The sequence below is a fragment of the Rhizobium sp. SG2393 genome (assembly GCF_042610495.1).
In the GTDB taxonomy this organism is placed as follows: Bacteria; Pseudomonadota; Alphaproteobacteria; order Rhizobiales; family Rhizobiaceae; genus RU20A.
This window is the reverse complement of record NZ_JBHGAP010000001.1, coordinates 1,751,061-1,771,583: the sequence shown is the minus strand read 5'-3', so window position 1 is coordinate 1,771,583 and position 20,523 is coordinate 1,751,061. Positions and strand designations below refer to the sequence as shown.

The window sequence follows — 20,523 nt, the reverse complement described above, 5'->3', positions numbered from 1 at the left end:
TTTTCAAACGCAGTGCTGCGCGAGCGCTTAGCTGCGGCTGAAGGCGGTCTGCAGCAGGTTCAGCTGTGCCTGCACAGCGTTCTCGTTGTCGGCGACGATCTCGGCCTCTTCGTTGGGGCGGTAGATCTCGCGGTCGAGGATGGCGACGCGGTTCTGGAGGCGGAGCGAGCGTTCGATGAGGTCGCGGAAGGCTTCGGGCAGGTCGGTCCAGCCGGGCGCGTTGCGATCGACGTTGAAGCTGTCGAGGCGAACCTTGTTCTTTTCCGAGAGAACCTGGTCACGGCTCATCTCGCCATTGTTCACGGCGCGCTGCAGGAGCAGCCAGGAGGCCATCTGCATCAGACGGGTGGTGAGGCGCATGGATTCGGCTGCATAGAGGACAGAAGCCATGCGCGGCAGAACCTTGGAGGCGGCGCGGCCGGGCCCATCCAGGTAGCTTGCGGTTTCCTCGACGAGACCCATGCCCTCGGCATAGAGTGCACGGAACTGCGCAGACGATGCCACGTGCCCGGCAAAGCTCACGGTGTTCAATCCACGTTCCGACATGATCTCGTTTCCTCGGTTATCACGCATCACTCAACAAACCTAACGGGCGACACCCATAAAGGTTTCCGCCGCACTTGTGGTTGGAGAATGATCACTTAACGGATTTCACGCAAGGACATTCTTAATAGAAGGTTAATCTCCACACTTCTCTTACCTGTGGGCGAAATTACGGCACGCGCCACACGTTGTCGTGAACAAAAAAAGAGCCGCGAAAAGCGGCTCTCAAGGTAAAACAGGGAGAAAAATCAGACCACTCGCCAGAAGGTGAAATTGTCTGAACCCGGTAGAGACCGGATGTTCACAGTAATCACTCATGAAGCTTAATATTCGGTAAACAACAGTCGTCGCACGTGCCGTTTCGAGATGTTGGCTTAACTCTGATCGCAAGGTGATTCGCTTTGTGCGCCCATCGGTCTTGCGTTCGGCAAGAAAACTTGTGTCGCCCTTATCGAAACAGGCTTTCGGCTGCCGAGCGTGAGGCGCGCTTGCGATCGCGTTCGGCTTGGAGGCGGGCGATTTCTGCCGTCAGCAGGTTGATGCGGTTTTCCAGTTCGTCGGCCGAGAGCAGCGAAAGATCGCTGCCGATCTCGTGGCCGGCCGGCTTTGGCTTGCGGGCGTCATCCTCGAAGAGGCTCATGGCTTTTCTCCTGATGGGCCGGTGGCAGGGGCGTCCGGTGCATCGGTGCTGACATGGACGGGCAGTTCGTCTGGCATCGCCTCGCGCGGTGCGTCGGGCGCGGGTTGCGACGTTTCGCCCATGGCCGCCTGATCGTGCTTGGGCGTGAAAGGGGCTGCCTTGGGCGAGAGCTGCAGGCTCTCCGGCGTCGTCAACATGCCGGGATTGACGGCGGAGTAGGCGTCGCGCTCGGCGGCCGGCCTCGGTGCGCGGCGGCGGCTGCGGAAGATGGCGTAGGCGGCAACGACGAGATGGGCGGCTGCCGTGATCATGAAGAGGCCGTAGGGCCCGGCAGCGGTCATCACCGGGCCGCCGATGGTCGGGCCGATGATCGTGCCGATGCCGTAGAGCAGCAACAGGCCGCCGGAAACCTTCACGAAGTCCTCGGGCTGGGCGAAGTCGTTGGCGTGCGAGACGGCAATCGGGTAGAGCGCGTTCGCCATGGCGCCGTAGATGGCGATGAGGGTGAGCAGCAGCGTGACGTTCGACGGTTCCACCAGGAAGATCAGCAAGCCGGCGATGGCGCCGATGGCAGCGAGGGCTGCGAGCACGTAGCGGCGGTCCGTCATGTCGGAGAAGCGGCCGGCCGGAAATTGCATGGCCGCGCCGGCGAAGATCGTCACGCTCATCATGAGGGCGACGGTACTGTCCGAAAGGCCTGCCTGACGGCCGAAAACGGCGCCGAGCGTGCCGAAGGCGCCGTTGGCGATGCCGACCATGAGGATGCCGAGGAAGGAAACCGGCGAGTTGCGATAGAGCGCCCGGAGGTCGAGTTTCACCTGTTTCAGCGGCTGTGGCGACTGGGCGTTCGAGAGCAGCGTCGGCATCATGGCGAGGCAGTAGAGAATGCCGCAGATCATGAAGAAGGTGGAGGCGCTCGTATCGCCGAACGGGATCATCATCTGCCCACCGACGACGCCGAAGAGGGTGATGGCGATGTAGAGCGAGAAGATCGCGCCGCGGCTCTCGTTGGTGGCGCGCTCGTTCAGCCAGCTTTCGATGATCATGGAGGTGCCGGCGGTGGAAAAACCGGTGACGGCGCGCAGGACGACCCACCAGACGGGATCGACGAGCAGGCCGGTCAGCAGTGCGATGATTGCGATCAGCGAGGTAAAGCCGGAGAAGGCGCGGACATGGCCGATGCGTTTGACGAGCGCTGGCGCCAGCAGGCAGCCGGCCACGAAACCCGTGGCCCAGGACGTGCCGAGAAGACCGAGCAGGGTTGTCGAGTAGCCTTCCGTCGTGCCGCGGACGGGCAGCAGCAGGCCGTGCAGGCCATTGCCGAGAAAGAGGAACAGGGTGCCGAGCAGGAGCGCGGCCACGGGCAACAGGTTGTTTCTCATTTCGGGTCCGCTTCGTTTCCGGATCAGGCAGGATTTCCTACCGTATCTTCGCTCCGAGCGGAATCCACTTTGCGTGCTCCGGCACGAACTCACGCGACAGGTGGCACGCCTGACACGGCCTAGCGGGATGACACATGATCGCCCCTATCTTCCGTGCCCCCGGCGGGTCTATCAGAGCAGGGTCAACCTTTGCGGAACGCGATTCGACCATGGGCAAAGTTCTGCCGCTCCTGCTCCTTGTAATGATGGCGCTCCATCTCGTGCGGCCGATCGGCCTGCCCGGTCTGAGGCGTCGGGGCGATGTGTGGAAGATCGCCGTGGCGGCCATCGCCGCCATGATGGTGACGGTGCTGATCCGTCCGTAGAGTGGGTCAGCGGCCGTTGCCCGGACGGGTAAAGGTCAGCGCGGCAATGGTTTCGGCAATCAGGGCAAGGATCGTACGAAGCATGGCGGGTTCTCCGGGTTGCAGGGCGAGACCATCTCGTCCCTGAACCGGACTGTCGCCGATTGCGCCGCTCCGCGCTGTTTCGCGCGATACAGGTGGCTTACAGCGTGATGAAGCCGTCCATCACGGGCACGCTGCGGCCGGCGATGGTCACGGCGCCGACCTTGCCGTTTCGCTTTTCAGCGGTGACGTGGATGGTGCTCTCGCGGCCCATTTCCACGCCCTGGCGGATGGTGATCTGAAGCTTTGCATCCGCACGCGGATCGAGCGTGGCCAGCAAGGCGCTGAGCGCACCGGACGCACTGCCGGTTGCCGGATCTTCTGGGATATTGTCGAGCGGGGCGAACATGCGGGCGCGGATGGCCATGGGTGCGCCCGCCTCTGTTTGCTCCCGCACATAGAGGAAGACCGGGAAGTGATCGGTGTCCGCGGCGTAGGCCGCCTGCGCCTTGCGCGAAGCGGCTGTATCCGGCACGGCTGCGGCCAGCGCTTCGAGGCTTTCCAGTTCGGCGATCGCGAATTTCAGGCCGACGGAGGCGAAGACGGGCCGGTGGCTTGCGGTGCGGATGGTGGCCGGGTCGAGGCCGGCGGCCGCTGCCAGGGTTTCGACGGCGACCGGGCTTCCAAGCGAAAGCGGCTGCGGGGCGGTGATCCGCGTGCCGGAAAGCGTGCCGTCGGCCGCCTTCAGGATCTCGACAGTGACGAGGCCGGCCCGTTCCTCGAAGCGCAGCGTCTCCGGCAGAGTGCCGGTCTCGGCTGCGATCCGCTCGGCAACCACCTGCGCAGTGCCGACATTTGGGTGGCCGGCAAAGTCGATCTCCATGGTGGGCGTGAAGATGCGCACCTCGGCCGTATTGGCGGGGTCCTTCGGTGGCAGGATGAAGGTCGTTTCGGAATAGCCGAACTCCGCCGCGATCGCGTGCATGGCGGCCGTATCAAGACCCGTGGCATCGGTGATGACGGCCAGCGGGTTGCCGCCGAAGCGGGTGGTGGTGAAGACGTCGAGAGTGACGAAGGGCACCTTTGGCACGGGCGGGCTCCTCTTGTGGTCGAGGGCCCCTTCTAGCGCCGTGCGGCGGCGGGCTGGAACGGGAAACTTGTCAGCGGGACAAGAATGAGGAGCCGGGTTGCCCGCACGCCGCCCTCACGTCACGCCCGTGATGCTCGGGCTTGACCCGAGCATCCATGCGCCAGCCGTCGTGGGTGAGGTGTGGATCCTCGGGTCAAGCCCGAGGATGAGGGCGGCAGAGGGCCCGGTTTCCCCGAAGGCAATTCCCGAGGTTTGGGGCGTGCGAACACGGCGGGCGATCACGCTTGGCGAGCGCCCGTGCCCTGTCAGCCGAGAATGTCGACGCCCGGGAGCGGTTTGCCTTCCATCCATTCCAGGAAAGCGCCGCCGGCGGTGGAGACGTAGGTGAAGTCGTCGGCGACTTCGGCATGGTTGAGGGCTGCCACCGTATCGCCGCCGCCGGCGACGGAGACCAGCTTGCCGGCCTTGGTTTCAGCCGCCGCATGGCGGGCGACGGAGACGGTTGCCTTGTCGAAGGGGGCGATTTCGAAGGCGCCGAGCGGGCCGTTCCAGACGAGCGTCGAGGCCTTGGAGATCCATTCGTTGACGGCGGCAATCGACTTCGGCCCGACATCGAGCACCATGGCATCGGCGGGGATGGCGGTGATGTCGACGACTTCGTTGTCGGCGCCGGCCTTGAATTCGCGGGCGATGACGCCATCGACGGGCAGGACGATGGTGCAGCCGGACTTTGCCGCTTCGGCCGTGATGGCGCGGGCGGTTTCGGCCAGGTCATGCTCGCAGAGCGACTTGCCGACATCGGTGCCGTTCGCGGCAATGAAGGTGTTGGCCATGCCGCCACCGATGACGAGGGCGTCCACCTTCTTCACGAGGTTCTGCAGGAGGTCGATCTTGGTGGAAACCTTGGCGCCGCCGACGATGGCGACGACGGGGCGGTTCGGCTTGCCGAGGCCCTTTTCCAGAGCTTCCAGTTCGGCCTGCATGGTGCGGCCGGCATAGGCCGGCAGGTGACGGGCAAGACCTTCGGTCGAGGCATGGGCGCGGTGGGCGGCGGAGAAGGCGTCGTTGACGTAGATGTCGCCATTGGCGGCGAGCTTTGCGGTGAAGTCCGCGTCGTTCTTCTCTTCACCCTTGTGGAAGCGGGTGTTTTCGAGCAGCAGCACGTCGCCATCCTTCAGACCGGCAATGGCGCTGGCGGCCTTGTCGCCGATGCAGTCGGCGGCGAAATGGACGCGCTGGTCGAGGATTTCCTCGACGGCGGCCGCGATCGGCTCCAGCGACATGTCGGCGACCGGCTCACCCTTCGGACGGCCGAAATGGGCGAGCAGGATGACCTTTGCGCCCTTTTCGGAGAGTTCGCGGATGGTGGGAACGACGCGCTCGATGCGGGTCGCGTCCGTCACCTTGCCGTCCTTGACCGGCACGTTGAGATCGACGCGCACCAGGACGCGCTTGCCGGCGATATCGGTGAGGTCGTCGAGGGTCTTGAAGCTCATGAAACACTCCCTGTGAGGTGGCCGTCCGGCGGGCGGGCTGCGGCGTGGGAGACGCCTCTGGCAGCGCGGGCGGGAGGGCGCGCGGAACTATCGGAAGCGGCCGGGCGCAGGGTTCTTCGACCCGCGCATCTCGGCCCGCAGAAGAAGAGGCCCGGACATTGCTGTCCGGGCCGGTGCTGTCGTCAGATCAGCTTGGCGAAGGCGACAGAGGTGTCGGCCATGCGGTTCGAGAAGCCCCATTCGTTGTCGTACCAGGACAGGACGCGGACGAACTTGCCTTCCAGGACCTTGGTCTGGTCGTTGGCGAAGATCGAGGAGTGGCTGTCGTGGTTGAAGTCACGCGAAACGAGCGGTTCGTCGGTGTAGCCGAGGATGCCCTTCAGCGGGCCATCGGCGGCAGCCTTGATGGCGCCGTTGATCTCGGCGACCGTCGTGTCGCGCTTGGCAACGAACTTGAAGTCGACGACCGAGACGTTCGGGGTGGGAACGCGGATCGAGGTGCCGTCGAGCTTGCCCTTGAGGTGCGGCAGCACGAGGCCAACGGCCTTGGCAGCGCCCGTCGAGGTCGGGATCATCGAGAGAGCGGCGGCGCGGGCGCGATACAGGTCCTTGTGCATCGTGTCGAGCGTCGGCTGGTCACCCGTGTAGGAGTGGATCGTGGTCATGAAGCCATGATCGATGCCGACGACGTCGTCGAGCGCCTTGACGACGGGAACCAGGCAGTTCGTCGTGCAGGAGGCGTTGGAGATTACGAGGTGGTCCTTGGTCAGCGCCGTGTGGTTGACGCCGAAGACGACGGTGAGGTCTGCGCCATCGGCCGGGGCCGAGACGATGACGCGCTTGGCGCCAGCCGTCAGGTGGGCAGCAGCCTTGTCGCGCGAGGTGAAGATGCCGGTGCATTCAAGCGCGATATCAACGCCCATTTCGCCGTGCGGCAGGGTGGCCGGATCCTTGATCGCGGTGACCTTGATCGGCTTGCCGCCGGCCACGACGATCGTGTCGCCCTGGACTTCGACGCTTGCCGGGAACTTTCCATGGATGGAGTCGTAACGCAGCAGGTGGGCGTTGGTCTCGACCGGGCCGAGGTCGTTGATGGCGACCACTTCGATGTCGGTGCGGCCGGACTCCACGATGGCGCGCAGAACGTTGCGTCCGATGCGGCCGAAGCCGTTGATGGCGACTTTCACTGTCATGTCAGATTTCTCCCTGTGAAATGCGCTTGGGATTTAAGCGACTTAAGAAAAAGGCGGCCGGGGATGCCGGCCGCCCAGAAGCGGTATCAGGAAAGCTTGGCCTCGGCAGCGGAGACCACGGCTTCCGGCGTGATGCCGAAATGCTTGTAGAGCTCCTTGTAGGGGCCCGAAGCGCCGAAGCCATGCATGCCGATGAAGATGCCGTCGGAGCCGATGAAGGCGTCCCAGCCCTGGCGGATGGCGGCTTCCACCGCGATCTTGACTGGCGCATCGCCAATGACGGCGCGCTTGTAGTCTTCCGGCTGGTCTTCGAAGAGCTCGAAGCAGGGCACGGAGACGACGCGGGTGGAGACACCCTTTCCATTCAGCGTGCCGGCGGCCTTGACGGCGATCTCGACTTCGGAGCCCGAAGCGAAGATCGTCACCTTGGCATCGCTATTGGAGACGACCTCGTAGGCGCCCTTGGCGCAGAGATTGTCTTCCTCGAACTCGGTGCGGATCGGCATCAGGTTCTGGCGGGTCAGCGCCAGGCCGGACGGACGGTGCTTGTTCTCAAGCGCAAGCTGCCAGCACTCCACCGTTTCCGTGGCATCGGCCGGGCGGAACATCAGGAGGTTGGGGATGGCGCGCAGTGCTGCCATCTGCTCGACCGGCTGGTGCGTCGGGCCGTCTTCGCCAAGACCGATGGAATCATGCGTCAGCACGTGGATGACGCGGATGCCCATGAGAGCGGCGAGGCGGATCGACGGACGGCAATAGTCCGAGAAGATCAGGAAGCCGCCGGAATAGGGGATGAGACCCCCATGCAGCGCGATCCCGTTCATCGCAGCCGCCATGCCGTGCTCGCGGATGCCGTAATGCAGGTAGCGGCCGGTGAAGTCGGTCGGGGTGATCGACTTGGTCTGGCTGGTCTTGGTGTTGTTGGAGCCGGTGAGGTCGGCCGAGCCGCCGATCGTCTCGGTCAGCACGCCGTTGATGACCTCGAGCGCATCCTCGGACGCCTTGCGGGTCGCCGGGTTGGGCTTGGTTTCGGCCAGCTTCTTCTTGTAGGCAGAGATCGCGGGCGCCAGGCCGCTTTCCAGCTCGCCGGCAAAGCGGCGGGTGAACTGCGCCTTCTTCTCGGCCTCGGTCTTTTCGAGGCGGGCCTGCCATTCCTTGTGCACCTTGGTGGCACGCAGACCCGACAGACGCCATGCGTCAAGAACGTCGGCGGGAACCACGAAGGCTTCCGATTCCCAGTTCAGCGCCTTGCGGGTGGCGGCGATTTCTTCTGCGCCGAGCGGCGAGCCGTGCACCTTGTGGGTGCCGGCCTTGTTGGGCGCGCCAAAGCCGATCACGGTCTTGCAGGCGATCATGGTCGGCTTGTCGGACTTCTGGGCCGTTTCGATGGCGGCCGAGATGGCGTCCGGATCATGGCCGTCGACGGCGATCGTGTTCCAGCCCGATGCCTTGAAGCGGGCGTGCTGGTCGGTCGAGTCGGCGATCGAGATCGGGCCGTCGATGGAGATGTTGTTGTCGTCCCAGAAGACGATCAGCTTGTTGAGCTTCAGGTGGCCGGCCAGCGAGATCGCTTCCTGGCTGATGCCTTCCATGAGGCAGCCGTCACCGGCCAGCACATAGGTATAGTGGTCGATGAGATCGCCGCCGAACTCGTCGTTCAGCTTCTTTTCGGCAATCGCCATGCCGACGGCGGTGGCAATGCCCTGGCCGAGCGGACCGGTGGTCGTCTCGATGCCGGCGGCATGGCCGTATTCCGGGTGGCCGGCGGTCTTGGAGCCCAGCTGACGGAAGTTCTTGATCTCGTCGATGGTGATGTCCTCGTAGCCCGTCAAATAGAGCAGCGAGTAGATCAGCATCGAGCCGTGGCCGGCGGAGAGCACGAACCGGTCACGGTTCGGCCAGTGCGGGGCCTTGGGATCGAAGTTCAGGTATTTGGTGAAGAGGACGGTGGCAACATCGGCCGCTCCCATCGGCAGTCCAGGGTGGCCCGAGTTTGCTTTCTCGACGGCATCCATGGAAAGGAAACGGATCGCATTCGCCATCCGGTCGTGTTTTTCGCGAGAGTTCATGACTGTTCCGCTCAAAAATCGGTGGTCAGGGAACGGTCTCTATCCTCCAAAGACCGCGCTAGAAGCGCCCGACACATAGCAGGTGGTACGGGCAAGTCAACAAAGACAAAACCTTGGAAAACTTCAAAAGAAGCCCGCTTGCGCTGGGTTTAAATCGTTTTGATCCACAGCTTCGCGGCAAACTGTGTCTTTGAAACGGTTGTTGTCCCGATATGAATGGGTTTATGACGGTGCCATTGCTTTTCAAGCCATGTCCGCACGGATTCGGGCGGGTCTTCACGAGGGACGCGGGGCAGCATGCCATCGAAATCGGTCAAGGCAGCGATCGACGAGTTGAAGTCTGCATTGTCGACCCTTGAAAAGGTGATCGACAGTCGCGTTGAGCGCGAGCGCGACATGGGCGAGGCGGAAAACGAGGTCCGGCGCGTCAATGTCGATCGCGCCCGTCTGGCCCAGGAACTCGACCAGTCGCAATTTAGGGCCAATCGGCTGGAAGAGGTCAACCGCGAGGTCTCGCGCCGCCTGGTGACGGCGATGGAGACGATCCGCGCGGTGCTCGACCGCTAATCCGCGCAAGATAAGGGACTGACATGGCACAGGTCACGGTGAACATCGACGGCAAGGCCTATCGCATGGCCTGCGAAGAGGGGCAGGAAGACCACCTGACCGAGCTTGCCGCGCGTTTCGACCGCTATGTGGGCCATCTCAAGCAGCAATTCGGCGAGATCGGCGATCTGCGCATCACCGTCATGGCCGGCATCATGGTCATGGATGAACTCTCCGAAGTCAGCCGCCGTCTGAAGACGCTGGAGACCGAGGTGGAAAACATCCGTGGTGTCAGGGATGCGGCGCTGGCCGAACAGGCCAAGGGCGACGACCTCATCGCCAGCGCGCTGGCGGATGTCACCGCCCAGATTCTCGGCATCACCGCCAAGCTCAGCGGCCGGGCACCGACGGCGGCAGAGTAGGCAGCGCCGAATTGTTGGTTCCGGCATGGTTCGCCACTGGCAACCGGACGCGATCCGCTCTATATCTCTATAGCGGTCTGCGCTTCCCGACAGGATCCACAATCCCCGGGGCCATACTCGATCTCAAGGGAGCTGTCCCTGGCCGGACTCGTGGGTCCGGACATATGGCGCCCACCTACTTTGTAGGCACCCGGGATCGTAAAATATCCATCGGTCGTCGTGGATCGCACTTCCCACCTTATTCCCGTTTTGCACCGGCCGACACTTTCGGCGGCACGCCGCGTCGTATCCGGCGTGGCGCTGCCTGGCTGCGGCTGGCATTGTTTCCCTGACATGACGGAGGAACCGATGGACGAGACGGTCATCACGCCACGCGAGCGGAAAAAGGCAATCCGCGCCGAACGGCTGGCGCTGCGCGACGCCATGGGCGCCGAGGCGCGGGCGAATGCAAGCGCGGCGATGCTCGCGCAGGGCGGCGAGGCGATCGCGTTTCCACCGGGCCAGGTGGTTGCCGGTTTCTGGCCGATCCGTTCTGAGGCCGACATCCGGCCGCTGATGGCACGGCTCGGCGCGCGCGGTGCGCGGCTCTGCCTGCCGGTGGTGCTCGACCGCGAGACGATCGTCTTCCGGGAGTTCGCCGAGGGCGCGCCTGTCGTCTCCACGGGCTTCGGCACGACCGGGCCGGGGCCGGAGGCGGCCGTGCTCGATCCCGATCTGCTGCTGGTGCCGCTCTCGGCCTTCGATGCGGCCGGCAACCGGATCGGCTACGGCGCCGGCCATTATGACCGCGCGATCGACCGTTTGCGGGGCATGGGACGCCGCCCGCGGCTGATCGGGATTGCATTCGACTGCCAGGAAGTGGCATCAGTGCCCGCGGAACCGCATGATGTCGCGCTCGATGCAGTGCTGACCGAAAGCGGATTGCGCGTTTTCAAGAGAGCATAGGTGAGGCGAGGGCATGCGGCTTCTGTTTCTGGGTGACATGGTGGGCAAGACCGGGCGGGTGGCCGTCTGGAACCGCCTGCCGGGTCTGATCGCCGATCTGAAGCTCGACTTCGTCATCGTCAACGGCGAGAACGCCGCCGGCGGCTTCGGCATCACCGAGGACATCTTCCTGGAGACCATCAATGCGGGCGCCGATGTGGTGACGACCGGCAACCATGTCTGGGACCAGAAGGACACCGTCACCTTTGCCGGCCGGCACGACCAGTTTCTCCGTCCCGCCAACTATCCCGCCGGCACGCCGGGGCGCGGTTCCAATCTCTATATCGCCCGCAACGGCGCGCGCGTGCTCGTTGCCAACATCATGGGCCGGGTCTTCATGCATCCGGAACTCGACGATCCCTTCAAGGCGGGCGAGGCGATCCTTGCCGCATGCCCGCTCGGCGAACAGGCCGATGCGATCGTCTTCGACTTCCATGCCGAAGCGACGAGCGAAAAGCAGTGCTTCGGCCATTTCGTCGATGGTCGGGCGAGCTTCGTCGTCGGCACCCACACCCACGTGCCGACCGCCGATCACCAGATCCTTGCCGGCGGCACGGCCTATATGTCGGATGCCGGCATGTGCGGCGATTATGATTCCTCGCTCGGCATGGACAAGGAAGAGCCGCTGAACCGCTTCATTTCGAAGATGCCGAAGGGCCGCTTCGAGGCGGCAAGCGGTCCGGCGACGATCTGCGGCGTTGGCGTCGAGATCTCTGATCGCACGGGTCTGGCCGAGAAGATCGCGCCGTTGCGCATCGGGCCGCGTCTCGCCGAAACGCTGCCCGACTTTTGGTCCTGACAGAGAAAGGCGGCCAGCATGTAACGGCCGCCCCGCCTGTCTTGTCTTGCGCGCGTCGCGCCCGTCGTCAGATCATCTGCGGGCGAAGGGGATCGAGAGCCGCCGCGCCGCGCTGGGCCTCGTTGAAGACGACGTGCGTCTTCACACCCACGTCCGGCTCGCTGTCGGTCAGCTTGGCCTTGGCAATTTCCCAGCCGAACTTCAGCGTCGAGCCGGTCGAAGCCCAGATTTCCGCGTCCTCCATGCGCAGCGCCAACATGGTCAGTTCCGGATCGTTCTTGCCGCCTTCGAACCAGGCTTCGACAACCGAATTCCAGAACTGGTCGATGCGGGCGGCATCCTTCGTCACGGTGATGCGGCCGGCAACGCAGGCGTGGTAATCGTGATCATTGCCGATCACGCAGAAATGGGCGTGGCCGCCGGAGCCGATGGCGCTGACGATCTCTGCGCTGGTCTTGGTGTAAAACCAGATTGTGGCCGTCTGCTCGTCGAGGAAGGGCGCCATCGGCTGCATGTGCAGGCCCGAGCCCTCGACGCCGAGCATGCCGGCGTGGACGCTGTGGATCTGGTCGAAAAGCTGCTGGCGCGGGTTTTCGCGGGCCTTGCTCATGTTGCTCATGGATGATCTCCCTTGGGGTTGGCTGAGGGGTTGTCGATTGTGTGAGGAGCGAACGCGTGCGCGGCCTGCTTGTTCCCTTGGGCCCGCTTCCGCTTGCCAGGCCGGCGGCGTCTTCACGCATTTATGAGCGGTGGCCGTTGACCGGCGGCTTTACGCGGGCCGCGTTCTCGCTGATCCTCGCCCAAGGGGTGATCGACGACTGGGGTGCCGGTGCTTCTGCCCGGCCGAACAAGGGAGACGGTGATGTTTCGCTATTTCGGCTATGCCTTCGTCGCGATCGTGCTTCTGCATCTTATCGCCACCGACCGGGTCTTCGCGCAGGCGCTGTCGCCGCCAAGCCCTGCGGTCGACAGGCCCGTGAGCCAGTGCCAGGCTATTGCCGAAGCGGTACCGGGCGTGAGTTTCGCCAGCGCCGCGCCGGCCACTTTGCCGCTGGTCTTTGCCCAGGCGCGGCGAAACGAGGAGGTGTCGATCACCTACCTTGGACACTCGACCTTCCTTATCGAAACGCCGGGCGGCGTCTCCATCGCGACCGACTTCAACGGCTATAATCGTCCGGCGGCGGCGCCGACGGTGGCGACGATGAACAAGGCGCATTCCAGCCACTACACGCTGACGCCGGATCCGGCGATCCGGCATGTGCTGCACGGCTGGGGCGATGCCGGCAAGGCGGCAGACCATCATCTGATGGTGGGGGATGCCTATGTGCGCAATGTTCCGACCGACATCCGCTCCCGCGGCGGTGCGATGGAGGCGAACGGCAATTCGATCTTCATTTTCGAGGTCGCAGGCCTGTGCATTGGCCATCTCGGCCACCTGCACCATGAACTCACCGACAGTCATTATGCGGCGATCGGGCGGCTCGACGTTGTGATGGTGCCCGTCGATGGCGGCCTCACCATGGGCGCCGAGAGCATGAGCCGGGTGGTGACACGGCTGCGCTCGGCCCTCATCCTGCCCATGCATCGGCGCGGACCGCCGATCGACAGGTTTCTTTCGATGTTCGGCGCCGGGTTCGACCACCGTTTTGGCGACAGCGACCGGATCACCGTCTCCCTGCGCAACTTGCCAGAGAAGCCGCTGATTTATATCCTGAAGGGCGTCTGACGGGCATATCGCCCGGTAGCGCCGGGGGATTGCAGATGAAGATGACGGTGATGCGGCGTGTGGCGGCGGGCGTGATGGCGCTTGCCCTTGTGGCCGGGGCCGCGGAGGCCACCAGCACACCGGCGCCGCGACAGCCGACCGCCGATGGCATGGGCACGGCACCGGCCGGCGAGGTGCAGACACCGGTGCCGCAGACCGGAACCGGCGATGCCGGTACGGTGAACGGCGCGGGCACCGTGACCCGCAACACCGCGCCGCTGCCGGATCCCGAGGCCTTCGAAACGCCGACGGGCAATATTGGCTGCGTCTACACGCCGGCCGGCGGCAGCCGCGTCTATGTTCCCGCCGATGGCGGGCCGGAGCTTTCCTGCGACATCGTCGAGCCGCGCTATATCCGCGCGACGCTTTCCGCGCGCGGACCGGGGGTTCTGTCGCGCGACGTGGCCGATCAGGGGTGCTGTGGCGGCTTCGTGCTGAATTACGGGGAGGTGTGGACGGCCGGTCCCTTCCGCTGCACCTCCGAGCGCACCGGCCTTTCCTGCGAGCGGCGCGACGGCCACGGCATCTTTCTCTCGCGCAAGCGCACCGAGGCGCATTGATCCGGTCTGCGCATGGGTCTTGCAGCCGCAAAGCGCTGAAAAAGCGGGCATCGGCTGGACGAATGGCGGCAAGGGTCCTATAAGGCGCGCCACACTCCACACAGGGCAGGCATAGCAGAGGGCGTCATGGCCGGTCATTCACAGTTCAAGAACATCATGCACCGCAAGGGCCGTCAGGACGCGGTGCGATCGAAAATGTTTTCCAAGCTCGCGCGCGAAATCACCGTTGCGGCCAAGGCCGGCCTTCCCGACCCCGCCATGAATGCGCGCCTGCGCCTGGCGATCCAGAACGCCAAGGCCCAGTCCATGCCGAAGGACAATATCGACCGCGCCATCAAGAAGGCCTCGGGCGCCGACAGCGAGAGCTACGACGAAGTCCGCTACGAGGGCTACGGCCCGGGCGGCGTTGCCGTCATCGTGGAAGCGCTGACCGACAACCGCAACCGCACCGCATCCTCCGTCCGCTCCACCTTCTCCAAGGCTGGCGGCGCGCTCGGTGAAACCGGTTCGGTGTCCTTCTCCTTCGATCACGTCGGCGAAATCGTCTACAAGCTCTCGGTCGGCGATGCCGACACCGTGATGGAAGCCGCCATCGAGGCCGGCGCCGACGATGTCACCACCGACGAGGACGGCCACACGATCATCTGCGGTTTCGAAGCGCTGGGCGACGTCTCCAAGGCGCTCGAGGCCACGCTTGGCGAAGCCGAGACGGTGAAGATCATCTGGAAGGCGCAGAACACCGTTCCCGTGGACGAGGAGAAGGCGCAGTCGCTGATGAAGCTCATCGACACGCTGGAAGACGATGACGACGTGCAGAACGTCTATTCCAACTTCGAAGTCTCCGACGAAGTCATGGCCAAGCTTTCGGCCTGAGACCCATCGTCCTCACGTGAAGACGGAAGGGGGTCGGCTCGCGCCGGCCCCTTTGCCGTTTCAGGTCGGGCCGATCAGGCTGCCGCCCGGAGCGTGCCGCGCGCCTCGGCAAAAATCTCCAGCGAGCGCAGTTTCGCGTCCATGTCGTAGACCGGCATGGAGAGGATGATCTCGTCGGCGCCCGTGAGGGACTGGAACTCGGCCAGTCTGCGGCGCACCGTCCCAGGATCGCCGACGATGGCATATTGCAGCGTATGCTCGACCATAATGCGCTCCTGCGCGTTCCAGTGCCCGTCCATGCTCTCAACCGGCGGCGGAAAGGCGCCCGGCGTGCCGCGCCGCAGGCGCAGGAAGGATTGCTGCATGGAGGTGAAGTGGTGCGCGGCATCGTCCGCACTGTCGGCGGCGACCGCCATGGCCCCGACCATCACATGGGGCTTGTCCAGCACGGCGGAGGGTTCGAAGCGTTCGCGGTAGATCTCCAGCGCCGACAGCAGCATATCCGGCGCGAAATGCGAGGCGAAGGCGAAGGGAAGGCCGAGGATGCCGGCCAGATGCGCGGAGTAATGGCTGGAACCGAGCAGCCAGACGGGCACTTTGGCGCCAGCGCCGGGCACGGCTAGAACGCCCGCGCCACCGGCGGCGTCGGCCGGCCCCAGAAGGCGCATCAGTTCCACGACATCCTGCGGAAAGCTTTCGGCTGCGGCGTCCAGATTACGCCTGAGCGCGCGCGCCGTCTTCATGTCGGTGCCCGGCGCGCGGCCGAGGCCGAGATCGATGCGGCCGGGAAACAGGGCCTCCAGCGTGCCAAATTGCTCGGCGATGACCAGCGGCGAATGATTGGGCAACATGATCCCGCCGGACCCGACGCGGATCGATGTCGTCGCGGCGGCCACATGCTGGATGACGAGCGCGGTCGCAGCGCTTGCAATACCGGGCATGCCGTGATGTTCCGCCAGCCAGAAGCGCCGGTAGCCGAGGCTTTCTGCCTTGATCGCCAACCGGCGCGAGTTTTCCAGCGACTGCGCGACCGTCGATCCCTGATTGATCGGCGAAAGATCGAGAATGGAGAGATCGGTCATGTCGGTGCCTTTCCGTTCGGTGGTCCCGGGCATGTAGGAACGGTCGGGCTCCAATCCTACCCGACGGGCGAAATATGGCCATATGTTTTTGTTTTGTTCACATTTCGCTGGCAGCGTCGCGGCATCAGGCCTAGGATTTCGCGCATGAAAGACACGATTCGTATCATCGGCATCGACCCCGGCCTTCGCCGCACCGGCTGGGGCGTCATCGACACGCTCGGCAATTCGCTGCGCTTCGTGGCCTCGGGCACGGTGACCTCCGATGGCGACATGGATCTTGCCTCGCGTCTCTGCCAGCTTCATGACGGTCTCGCCGAGATCGTCCACAGCTATCAGCCTGACGAGGCGGCGGTGGAGCAGACCTTCGTCAACAAGGACGCCACCGCGACGCTGAAGCTCGGGCAGGCGCGCGGCATCGCCATGCTGGTGCCGGCCCGCGCGGGCCTCAAGGTCGCCGAATACGCGCCCAACGCGGTCAAGAAGGCGGTGATCGGCGTCGGCCACGGCGAGAAGCAGCAGATCCACATGATGCTGAAGGTGCTGATGCCCAAGGCGACGTTTACTGGCAACGACGCTGCGGATGCGCTCGCCATCGCGATCTGCCATGCGCACAATCGGCAGGGTATGGCGGGCCGGCTGGCGGCTCTGGCAGGATAGTTCGTTCTTGACTTGTTCTCTTTGTAAGAATAATTCTTACGGCAAAGGAGAGCGTCATGCGTGTTACATCCAAGGGGCAGGTCACCATTCCCCGTGATCTCAGGGATCTGGCCGGCATCCAGCCGAACAGCGAGGTGGTGTTTTCGCTTGAGAACGGCCGGGTCGTGATCGCGCCGAAGGTCGGCGGCGGCGGCGGCGGCGGCGACGCGGCGGAGCGGTTGCACATGGCGCGCGTCATGGCTGCTCTCGATGCGCTGGCGGGAACCGGTGATCCGAATGTGGATGCGGACGCGCTGGCGCGGATGACGCGGGACCGGCTTGGCGGAGATCACGGCGATGACGACGCTCATTGATACGAATGTGCTCGTCGACATCGCCGTGCGCGATCCTGCCTGGAGCGACTGGTCGCGCCGCTGGCTCGCGCGGGTGGCGGCGGCTGGTGGCATGGTTGTCAATCCGATCGTGTATTCCGAATTTTCCTTTCGCTACGAGACGATCGACGATGTCGACCGGCTGCTCCCCGAGGATACGTTCCGGCGCGAGGATATTCCCTGGCATGCCGCCTTTCTCGCTGCGCGGGCCTTTCGGATCTACCGCAGCGGCGGCGGGCAGCGGACACGCGTTCTGCCGGATTTCCTGATCGGCGCCCACGCGGCCATCATGGGCTACAGACTGCTCACGCGCGACCCGTCCGGCTATCGCCGCTACTTCCCGACGGTCGATCTCATCACACCGGAGACCCACCCATGATCGGCAAACTCAAAGGCACCATCGACGAGATCGGCGAGGATCATGTGGTGATCGACGTGCACGGCGTGGGCTACGTGGCCTATTGCTCGTCGCGCACGCTCGGCAAGCTCGGCTCGGCCGGCGAGGCGGCGGTGCTGTTCATCGAGACCTATGTGCGCGAGGACCAGTTGCGGCTCTTCGGTTTTCTGAGTGCGCTGGAGCGCGAATGGTTCCGTCTGTTGCAGAGCGTGCAGGGCGTGGGCTCGAAGGTGGCGCTGGCGGTTCTGTCCACGCTGACGCCGGGCGAGCTTGCCAATGCCATCGCGTTGCAGGACAAGACGGCGGTTTCGCGTGCGCCCGGTGTCGGGCCCAAGGTCGCGATCCGCCTCATCACGGAATTGAAGAACAAGGCGCCGGCCTTTGCGGGCGAGGCAGCGGCGTCCATCGGTCTCAAGCAGGAGATCGGGGAGGGCGTCGCGAGCGCGCCGGTTGCCGATGCCGTGTCAGCGCTGACCAATCTCGGCTATTCGCGCGACCAGGCTGCCAATGCGGTGGCGGCGGCGCTCAAGAATGGCGGCGAGGGCGCCGACAGCGCCAAGCTGATCCGCCTCGGCCTCAAGGAACTGGCACGATAAGTGCTTTGATGGAAATGCCGGCGGGTGGTTTCCAAATCGGCTACCATCGCGCATAAGCGGTCGATCGATCGTCCGCAGCGCCGGTGCCTTGTTTTCGGCGCCATCGGCGACCAGCGGTTGGAAACGCCGTGTCTGCCACGGCACCCTCGCTCGTAATGGACTGGACCTGTTTGCATGAGTGAAGCTTCCCGGCTGGTGGCGCCCGACAAACGCGGCGAGGATGTGGATACGGCGTTGCGGCCGCAGACGCTCGACGAGTTCACCGGGCAGGCCGAGGCGCGCGCCAACCTCAAGATCTTCATCGAGGCGGCGAAAAATCGCGGCGAGGCGCTGGACCACGTGCTCTTCGTCGGGCCGCCGGGCCTTGGGAAGACCACGCTGGCGCAGATCATGGCGAAGGAACTCGGCGTCAATTTCCGCTCCACCTCCGGTCCGGTTATCGCGAAAGCCGGCGACCTTGCGGCGCTTCTCACCAATCTCGAGGAGCGCGACGTGCTCTTCATCGACGAAATCCACCGGCTCAATCCGGCGGTGGAGGAAATCCTTTATCCGGCCATGGAGGATTTCCAGCTCGACCTCATCATCGGCGAGGGGCCGGCGGCGCGCTCGGTGAAGATCGACCTGTCGAAATTTACCCTCGTTGCCGCCACCACGCGCCTCGGGCTCCTGACCACGCCGCTGCGCGACCGCTTCGGCATTCCGGTGCGGCTGAATTTCTACACGGTCGAGGAACTGGAACTGATCGTCCGGCGCGGTGCGCGGCTGATGGGGCTTGGCATGACCGATGCCGGCGCGCGCGAGATCGCGCGGCGTGCGCGCGGCACACCACGCATCGCCGGCCGCCTGCTGCGGCGCGTGCGCGACTTTGCGGAAGTGGCGCGGGCCGAAGCCGTGACGAAGGAGATCGCCGACGAGGCGCTGACGCGGCTGCACGTGGACAGTCTCGGCCTCGACCAGCTCGACCGGCGCTATCTCAACATGATCGCGGTCAACTTCGGCGGCGGGCCCGTTGGCATCGAGACGATCGCGGCGGGTCTTTCCGAGCCGCGCGACGCAATCGAGGACATTATCGAGCCCTATCTCATCCAGCAGGGCTTCATCCAGCGCACGCCGCGCGGGCGCGTGCTGACGGCCAATGCCTGGAAGCATCTCGGCCTGCAGCCGCCAAAGGACATGGAAGCTGCGCAGTTCCGCCTGTTCACCGAGGACGAGTAATGCTCACGCGCCGCCATTTCCTCGGCCTGCTCTCGGGCGTCGGCGCCGTCGGCTTTGCAACGGCGAGCTATGCGGTCGGCATCGAGCCGATGCGACTTCTGACCACAAGCTACCGGATCACGCCGCCCAACTGGCCAGCGGACCTGAAGCTCAAGATCGTGGCGCTGGCCGATATCCATGCCTGCTGGCCCTGGATGGACGGAAAGAGGGTCAGCGCTTTGGTGGAGAAGGCCAACGGGCTCGGCGGTGACATCATCGTGCTCCTGGGGGACTATGTCAAAGGCATCAGCCTTGGCGGTCGGGCGATCCCGCATGATGAATGGCTGCTGCCGCTGTCGCGCCTTTCGGCCCCGCTCGGCGTCCATGCCGTGTTGGGGAACCATGACTGGTGGGAGGATGGCACGGCGCAGGCCGAGCAACTGCCGGAGACCTTCCTGCATCGAATGCTCAGACGACGCGGCCTTCTGGTCTATTCCAACGAGGCCAGGCGACTTGAGAAGGACGGACGCCCGTTCTGGATCGCCGGGCTTGAGGACCAGAGAGCTCTGCGCCGCCAGCAGGCCGACTTCTCGTACGAGACCCGCAGCCTCGCCGATCTTCCGAAGACGATGGCTGGCATTACCGATGACGCGCCGATCATCATGATGGCGCATGAGCCCGATATATTCGCCACCATGCCGGACCGTGTTTCGATCACGCTCAGCGGCCATACGCATGGCGGGCAGGTGCAGATGTTCGGCCGGGCACCGATGGTGCCTTCCGAGTTCGGCGGGCGCTACCGCTACGGTCACATCGTGGAGGAAGGGCGCAATCTCGTCGTTTCGGGCGGGCTCGGGTGCACGGGTTTGCCGATCCGCTTCGGCGTGCCGCCGGAAATCGTGATCGTTGAACTCGGCTGACATTCGAAGAGGAGCCCGCTGATGGCCAAGCGCCGCATGATCCGCATCGACGCCAAGCCGTCGCGTTTCAACTATCGTATTGCCGGACTCGGGTTTCGCGAGGGCCATGTGCTGGTGCATCGCGCCGTGCACGAGCCGTTCTGGACCTTTCCGGGCGGCCGCGCCGAAATCGGCGAGACTTCCGCAGACACGTTGCGGCGGGAAATGATCGAGGAGCTTGGCGTGGAGGTCGAGGTCGGCACGCTGCTGTTCGTGGTTGAGAACTTTTTCCACTACGAGAAGCGCCGCTGGCATGAGCTCGGTTTTTATTATCGCATGACCATTCCGCAGATGTTTCCCTTCGATCCGGCGGGCGGGATCGTCCATCGGCTGGAGGATGGCGGAAACGAGCTGGAGTTCAAATGGGTGCCGGCGACGCGCGCTGCCCTGACGGCGCTCGACATTCCGCCCTATTTCTTCAAGGACCGGATCGAAAGCCTGCCGGAGGCGACCGAACATCTCGTCTTTGACGATGGCGACCTCGACCGGGCCGAACTGGCCGCCGCGCGCCGGGCATAG

The 20,523-nt window shown here is 64.5% G+C and carries 23 protein-coding genes, 1 other RNA gene and 1 pseudogene; 16 read left to right on the top strand and 9 right to left on the bottom strand.

All coding sequences use genetic code 11. The features are described from left to right. Window positions 1–27 precede the first annotated feature (27 nt). The 3 genes and pseudogenes from ACED18_RS08400 to ACED18_RS08390 all read right to left on the bottom strand — a co-directional run. Window positions 28–546 (bottom strand): DUF1465 family protein, encoded by a 519-nt coding sequence (locus tag ACED18_RS08400; RefSeq protein WP_377290838.1) that lies wholly within the window; start codon window positions 544–546, stop codon window positions 28–30. A 445-nt stretch (window positions 547–991) separates the two neighbouring features. Next, a complete protein-coding gene (locus ACED18_RS08395; RefSeq protein ID WP_377290836.1) occupies window positions 992–1,183 on the bottom strand; it encodes a DUF1192 domain-containing protein in 192 nt (63 codons plus the stop codon). Window positions 1,184–1,329: 146 nt separating this feature from the next. Then, window positions 1,330–2,565 (bottom strand): annotated as a pseudogene (locus ACED18_RS08390) (MFS transporter); the annotation flags it as partial. A gap of 209 nt (window positions 2,566–2,774) precedes the next feature. Here ACED18_RS08390 and ACED18_RS08385 point away from each other — a divergent pair. Next, complete coding sequence (locus ACED18_RS08385; protein ID WP_377290834.1) at window positions 2,775–2,930, top strand: hypothetical protein; 156 nt, start codon at window positions 2,775–2,777, stop codon at window positions 2,928–2,930. Window positions 2,931–3,111: 181 nt separating this feature from the next. Here the strand turns inward: ACED18_RS08385 and ACED18_RS08380 are convergent, their stop codons facing one another. The 4 genes from ACED18_RS08380 to tkt form a co-directional block, all read right to left on the bottom strand. Further along, window positions 3,112–4,041: a PhzF family phenazine biosynthesis protein gene (locus tag ACED18_RS08380; RefSeq protein ID WP_377290832.1), complete on the bottom strand. Its 930-nt coding sequence runs from the start codon at window positions 4,039–4,041 to the stop codon at window positions 3,112–3,114. A gap of 305 nt (window positions 4,042–4,346) precedes the next feature. Further along, complete coding sequence (locus tag ACED18_RS08375; RefSeq protein ID WP_377290830.1) at window positions 4,347–5,537, bottom strand: phosphoglycerate kinase; 1,191 nt, start codon at window positions 5,535–5,537, stop codon at window positions 4,347–4,349. Window positions 5,538–5,719: 182 nt separating this feature from the next. After that, on the bottom strand, window positions 5,720–6,730 hold the full coding sequence (gap, locus tag ACED18_RS08370; RefSeq protein WP_377290828.1) for a type I glyceraldehyde-3-phosphate dehydrogenase: 1,011 nt from the start codon (window positions 6,728–6,730) through the stop codon (window positions 5,720–5,722). A gap of 86 nt (window positions 6,731–6,816) precedes the next feature. Next, entirely contained in the window at window positions 6,817–8,799 is a 1,983-nt protein-coding gene (tkt, locus tag ACED18_RS08365) for a transketolase (RefSeq protein WP_377290826.1), read from the bottom strand. A 297-nt stretch (window positions 8,800–9,096) separates the two neighbouring features. On the opposite strand from tkt, the gene ACED18_RS08360 reads away from it, so the two are divergent. From ACED18_RS08360 to ACED18_RS08340, 5 genes are all read left to right on the top strand, one after another. After that, complete coding sequence (locus tag ACED18_RS08360; RefSeq protein ID WP_377290824.1) at window positions 9,097–9,366, top strand: DUF4164 domain-containing protein; 270 nt, start codon at window positions 9,097–9,099, stop codon at window positions 9,364–9,366. Between the two features lie 23 nt (window positions 9,367–9,389). Then, complete coding sequence (locus tag ACED18_RS08355) at window positions 9,390–9,767, top strand: cell division protein ZapA (RefSeq protein ID WP_377290822.1); 378 nt, start codon at window positions 9,390–9,392, stop codon at window positions 9,765–9,767. A gap of 71 nt (window positions 9,768–9,838) precedes the next feature. After that, a non-coding RNA gene (gene ssrS / locus ACED18_RS08350) (6S RNA) lies at window positions 9,839–9,997 on the top strand. A 133-nt stretch (window positions 9,998–10,130) separates the two neighbouring features. Beyond that, the gene (locus ACED18_RS08345) at window positions 10,131–10,712 is read left to right on the top strand and encodes a 5-formyltetrahydrofolate cyclo-ligase (RefSeq protein WP_377291121.1); all 582 of its coding nucleotides are present in this window, start codon (window positions 10,131–10,133) and stop codon (window positions 10,710–10,712) included. A 13-nt stretch (window positions 10,713–10,725) separates the two neighbouring features. After that, a complete protein-coding gene (locus ACED18_RS08340; protein WP_377290820.1) occupies window positions 10,726–11,550 on the top strand; it encodes a YmdB family metallophosphoesterase in 825 nt (274 codons plus the stop codon). A 67-nt stretch (window positions 11,551–11,617) separates the two neighbouring features. Here ACED18_RS08340 and ACED18_RS08335 read toward each other — a convergent pair whose 3' ends face one another. Next, window positions 11,618–12,169: a pyridoxamine 5'-phosphate oxidase family protein gene (locus ACED18_RS08335; protein WP_377290818.1), complete on the bottom strand. Its 552-nt coding sequence runs from the start codon at window positions 12,167–12,169 to the stop codon at window positions 11,618–11,620. A 240-nt stretch (window positions 12,170–12,409) separates the two neighbouring features. Here ACED18_RS08335 and ACED18_RS08330 point away from each other — a divergent pair, with 240 nt between their 5' ends. From ACED18_RS08330 to ACED18_RS08320, 3 genes are all read left to right on the top strand, one after another. Then, entirely contained in the window at window positions 12,410–13,276 is an 867-nt protein-coding gene (locus ACED18_RS08330) for an MBL fold metallo-hydrolase (RefSeq protein ID WP_377290816.1), read from the top strand. A 35-nt stretch (window positions 13,277–13,311) separates the two neighbouring features. Then, window positions 13,312–13,875, top strand: a complete 564-nt coding sequence (locus ACED18_RS08325) for a hypothetical protein (protein WP_377290814.1) — start codon at window positions 13,312–13,314, stop codon at window positions 13,873–13,875. 126 nt (window positions 13,876–14,001) lie between these two features. Next, window positions 14,002–14,748: a YebC/PmpR family DNA-binding transcriptional regulator gene (locus tag ACED18_RS08320; RefSeq protein ID WP_377290812.1), complete on the top strand. Its 747-nt coding sequence runs from the start codon at window positions 14,002–14,004 to the stop codon at window positions 14,746–14,748. A gap of 74 nt (window positions 14,749–14,822) precedes the next feature. Here the strand turns inward: ACED18_RS08320 and ACED18_RS08315 are convergent, their stop codons facing one another. Next, on the bottom strand, window positions 14,823–15,830 hold the full coding sequence (locus ACED18_RS08315; protein ID WP_377290810.1) for an LLM class flavin-dependent oxidoreductase: 1,008 nt from the start codon (window positions 15,828–15,830) through the stop codon (window positions 14,823–14,825). 144 nt (window positions 15,831–15,974) lie between these two features. On the opposite strand from ACED18_RS08315, the gene ruvC reads away from it, so the two are divergent. From ruvC to ACED18_RS08280, 7 genes are all read left to right on the top strand, one after another. After that, window positions 15,975–16,487, top strand: coding sequence for a crossover junction endodeoxyribonuclease RuvC (gene ruvC, locus ACED18_RS08310; RefSeq protein ID WP_377290808.1), 513 nt, complete (start codon window positions 15,975–15,977; stop codon window positions 16,485–16,487). 56 nt (window positions 16,488–16,543) lie between these two features. Continuing rightward, on the top strand, window positions 16,544–16,840 hold the full coding sequence (locus ACED18_RS08305) for an AbrB/MazE/SpoVT family DNA-binding domain-containing protein (RefSeq protein ID WP_377290806.1): 297 nt from the start codon (window positions 16,544–16,546) through the stop codon (window positions 16,838–16,840). After that, window positions 16,824–17,237 carry a type II toxin-antitoxin system VapC family toxin gene (locus ACED18_RS08300; protein WP_377290804.1) on the top strand — a complete coding sequence of 138 codons (414 nt, stop codon included), beginning with the start codon at window positions 16,824–16,826 and terminating at the stop codon, window positions 17,235–17,237. The genes ACED18_RS08305 and ACED18_RS08300 overlap by 17 nt, the downstream gene beginning before the upstream one ends. Continuing rightward, entirely contained in the window at window positions 17,234–17,851 is a 618-nt protein-coding gene (gene ruvA, locus ACED18_RS08295) for a Holliday junction branch migration protein RuvA (RefSeq protein ID WP_377290802.1), read from the top strand. The genes ACED18_RS08300 and ruvA overlap by 4 nt, the downstream gene beginning before the upstream one ends. Before the next feature lie 174 nt (window positions 17,852–18,025). After that, window positions 18,026–19,066, top strand: coding sequence for a Holliday junction branch migration DNA helicase RuvB (gene ruvB, locus ACED18_RS08290; RefSeq protein ID WP_377290800.1), 1,041 nt, complete (start codon window positions 18,026–18,028; stop codon window positions 19,064–19,066). After that, window positions 19,066–19,965, top strand: coding sequence for a metallophosphoesterase (locus tag ACED18_RS08285; protein ID WP_377290798.1), 900 nt, complete (start codon window positions 19,066–19,068; stop codon window positions 19,963–19,965). The genes ruvB and ACED18_RS08285 overlap by 1 nt, the downstream gene beginning before the upstream one ends. Before the next feature lie 21 nt (window positions 19,966–19,986). Continuing rightward, entirely contained in the window at window positions 19,987–20,523 is a 537-nt protein-coding gene (locus ACED18_RS08280; RefSeq protein ID WP_377290796.1) for an NUDIX hydrolase, read from the top strand.

Coding starts and splice junctions, on each gene's coding strand:
- ACED18_RS08400 (WP_377290838.1), bottom strand. CDS start 546: ATGTCGGAACGTGGATTGAACACCGTGAGCTTTGCCGGGCACGTGGCA.
- ACED18_RS08395 (WP_377290836.1), bottom strand. CDS start 1,183: ATGAGCCTCTTCGAGGATGACGCCCGCAAGCCAAAGCCGGCCGGCCAC.
- ACED18_RS08385 (WP_377290834.1), top strand. CDS start 2,775: ATGGGCAAAGTTCTGCCGCTCCTGCTCCTTGTAATGATGGCGCTCCAT.
- ACED18_RS08375 (WP_377290830.1), bottom strand. CDS start 5,537: ATGAGCTTCAAGACCCTCGACGACCTCACCGATATCGCCGGCAAGCGC.
- gap (WP_377290828.1), bottom strand. CDS start 6,730: ATGACAGTGAAAGTCGCCATCAACGGCTTCGGCCGCATCGGACGCAAC.
- tkt (WP_377290826.1), bottom strand. CDS start 8,799: ATGAACTCTCGCGAAAAACACGACCGGATGGCGAATGCGATCCGTTTC.
- ACED18_RS08360 (WP_377290824.1), top strand. CDS start 9,097: ATGCCATCGAAATCGGTCAAGGCAGCGATCGACGAGTTGAAGTCTGCA.
- ACED18_RS08355 (WP_377290822.1), top strand. CDS start 9,390: ATGGCACAGGTCACGGTGAACATCGACGGCAAGGCCTATCGCATGGCC.
- ACED18_RS08340 (WP_377290820.1), top strand. CDS start 10,726: ATGCGGCTTCTGTTTCTGGGTGACATGGTGGGCAAGACCGGGCGGGTG.
- ACED18_RS08335 (WP_377290818.1), bottom strand. CDS start 12,169: ATGAGCAACATGAGCAAGGCCCGCGAAAACCCGCGCCAGCAGCTTTTC.
- ACED18_RS08325 (WP_377290814.1), top strand. CDS start 13,312: ATGAAGATGACGGTGATGCGGCGTGTGGCGGCGGGCGTGATGGCGCTT.
- ACED18_RS08320 (WP_377290812.1), top strand. CDS start 14,002: ATGGCCGGTCATTCACAGTTCAAGAACATCATGCACCGCAAGGGCCGT.
- ACED18_RS08315 (WP_377290810.1), bottom strand. CDS start 15,830: ATGACCGATCTCTCCATTCTCGATCTTTCGCCGATCAATCAGGGATCG.
- ruvC (WP_377290808.1), top strand. CDS start 15,975: ATGAAAGACACGATTCGTATCATCGGCATCGACCCCGGCCTTCGCCGC.
- ACED18_RS08305 (WP_377290806.1), top strand. CDS start 16,544: ATGCGTGTTACATCCAAGGGGCAGGTCACCATTCCCCGTGATCTCAGG.
- ACED18_RS08300 (WP_377290804.1), top strand. CDS start 16,824: ATGACGACGCTCATTGATACGAATGTGCTCGTCGACATCGCCGTGCGC.
- ruvA (WP_377290802.1), top strand. CDS start 17,234: ATGATCGGCAAACTCAAAGGCACCATCGACGAGATCGGCGAGGATCAT.
- ruvB (WP_377290800.1), top strand. CDS start 18,026: ATGAGTGAAGCTTCCCGGCTGGTGGCGCCCGACAAACGCGGCGAGGAT.
- ACED18_RS08285 (WP_377290798.1), top strand. CDS start 19,066: ATGCTCACGCGCCGCCATTTCCTCGGCCTGCTCTCGGGCGTCGGCGCC.
- ACED18_RS08280 (WP_377290796.1), top strand. CDS start 19,987: ATGGCCAAGCGCCGCATGATCCGCATCGACGCCAAGCCGTCGCGTTTC.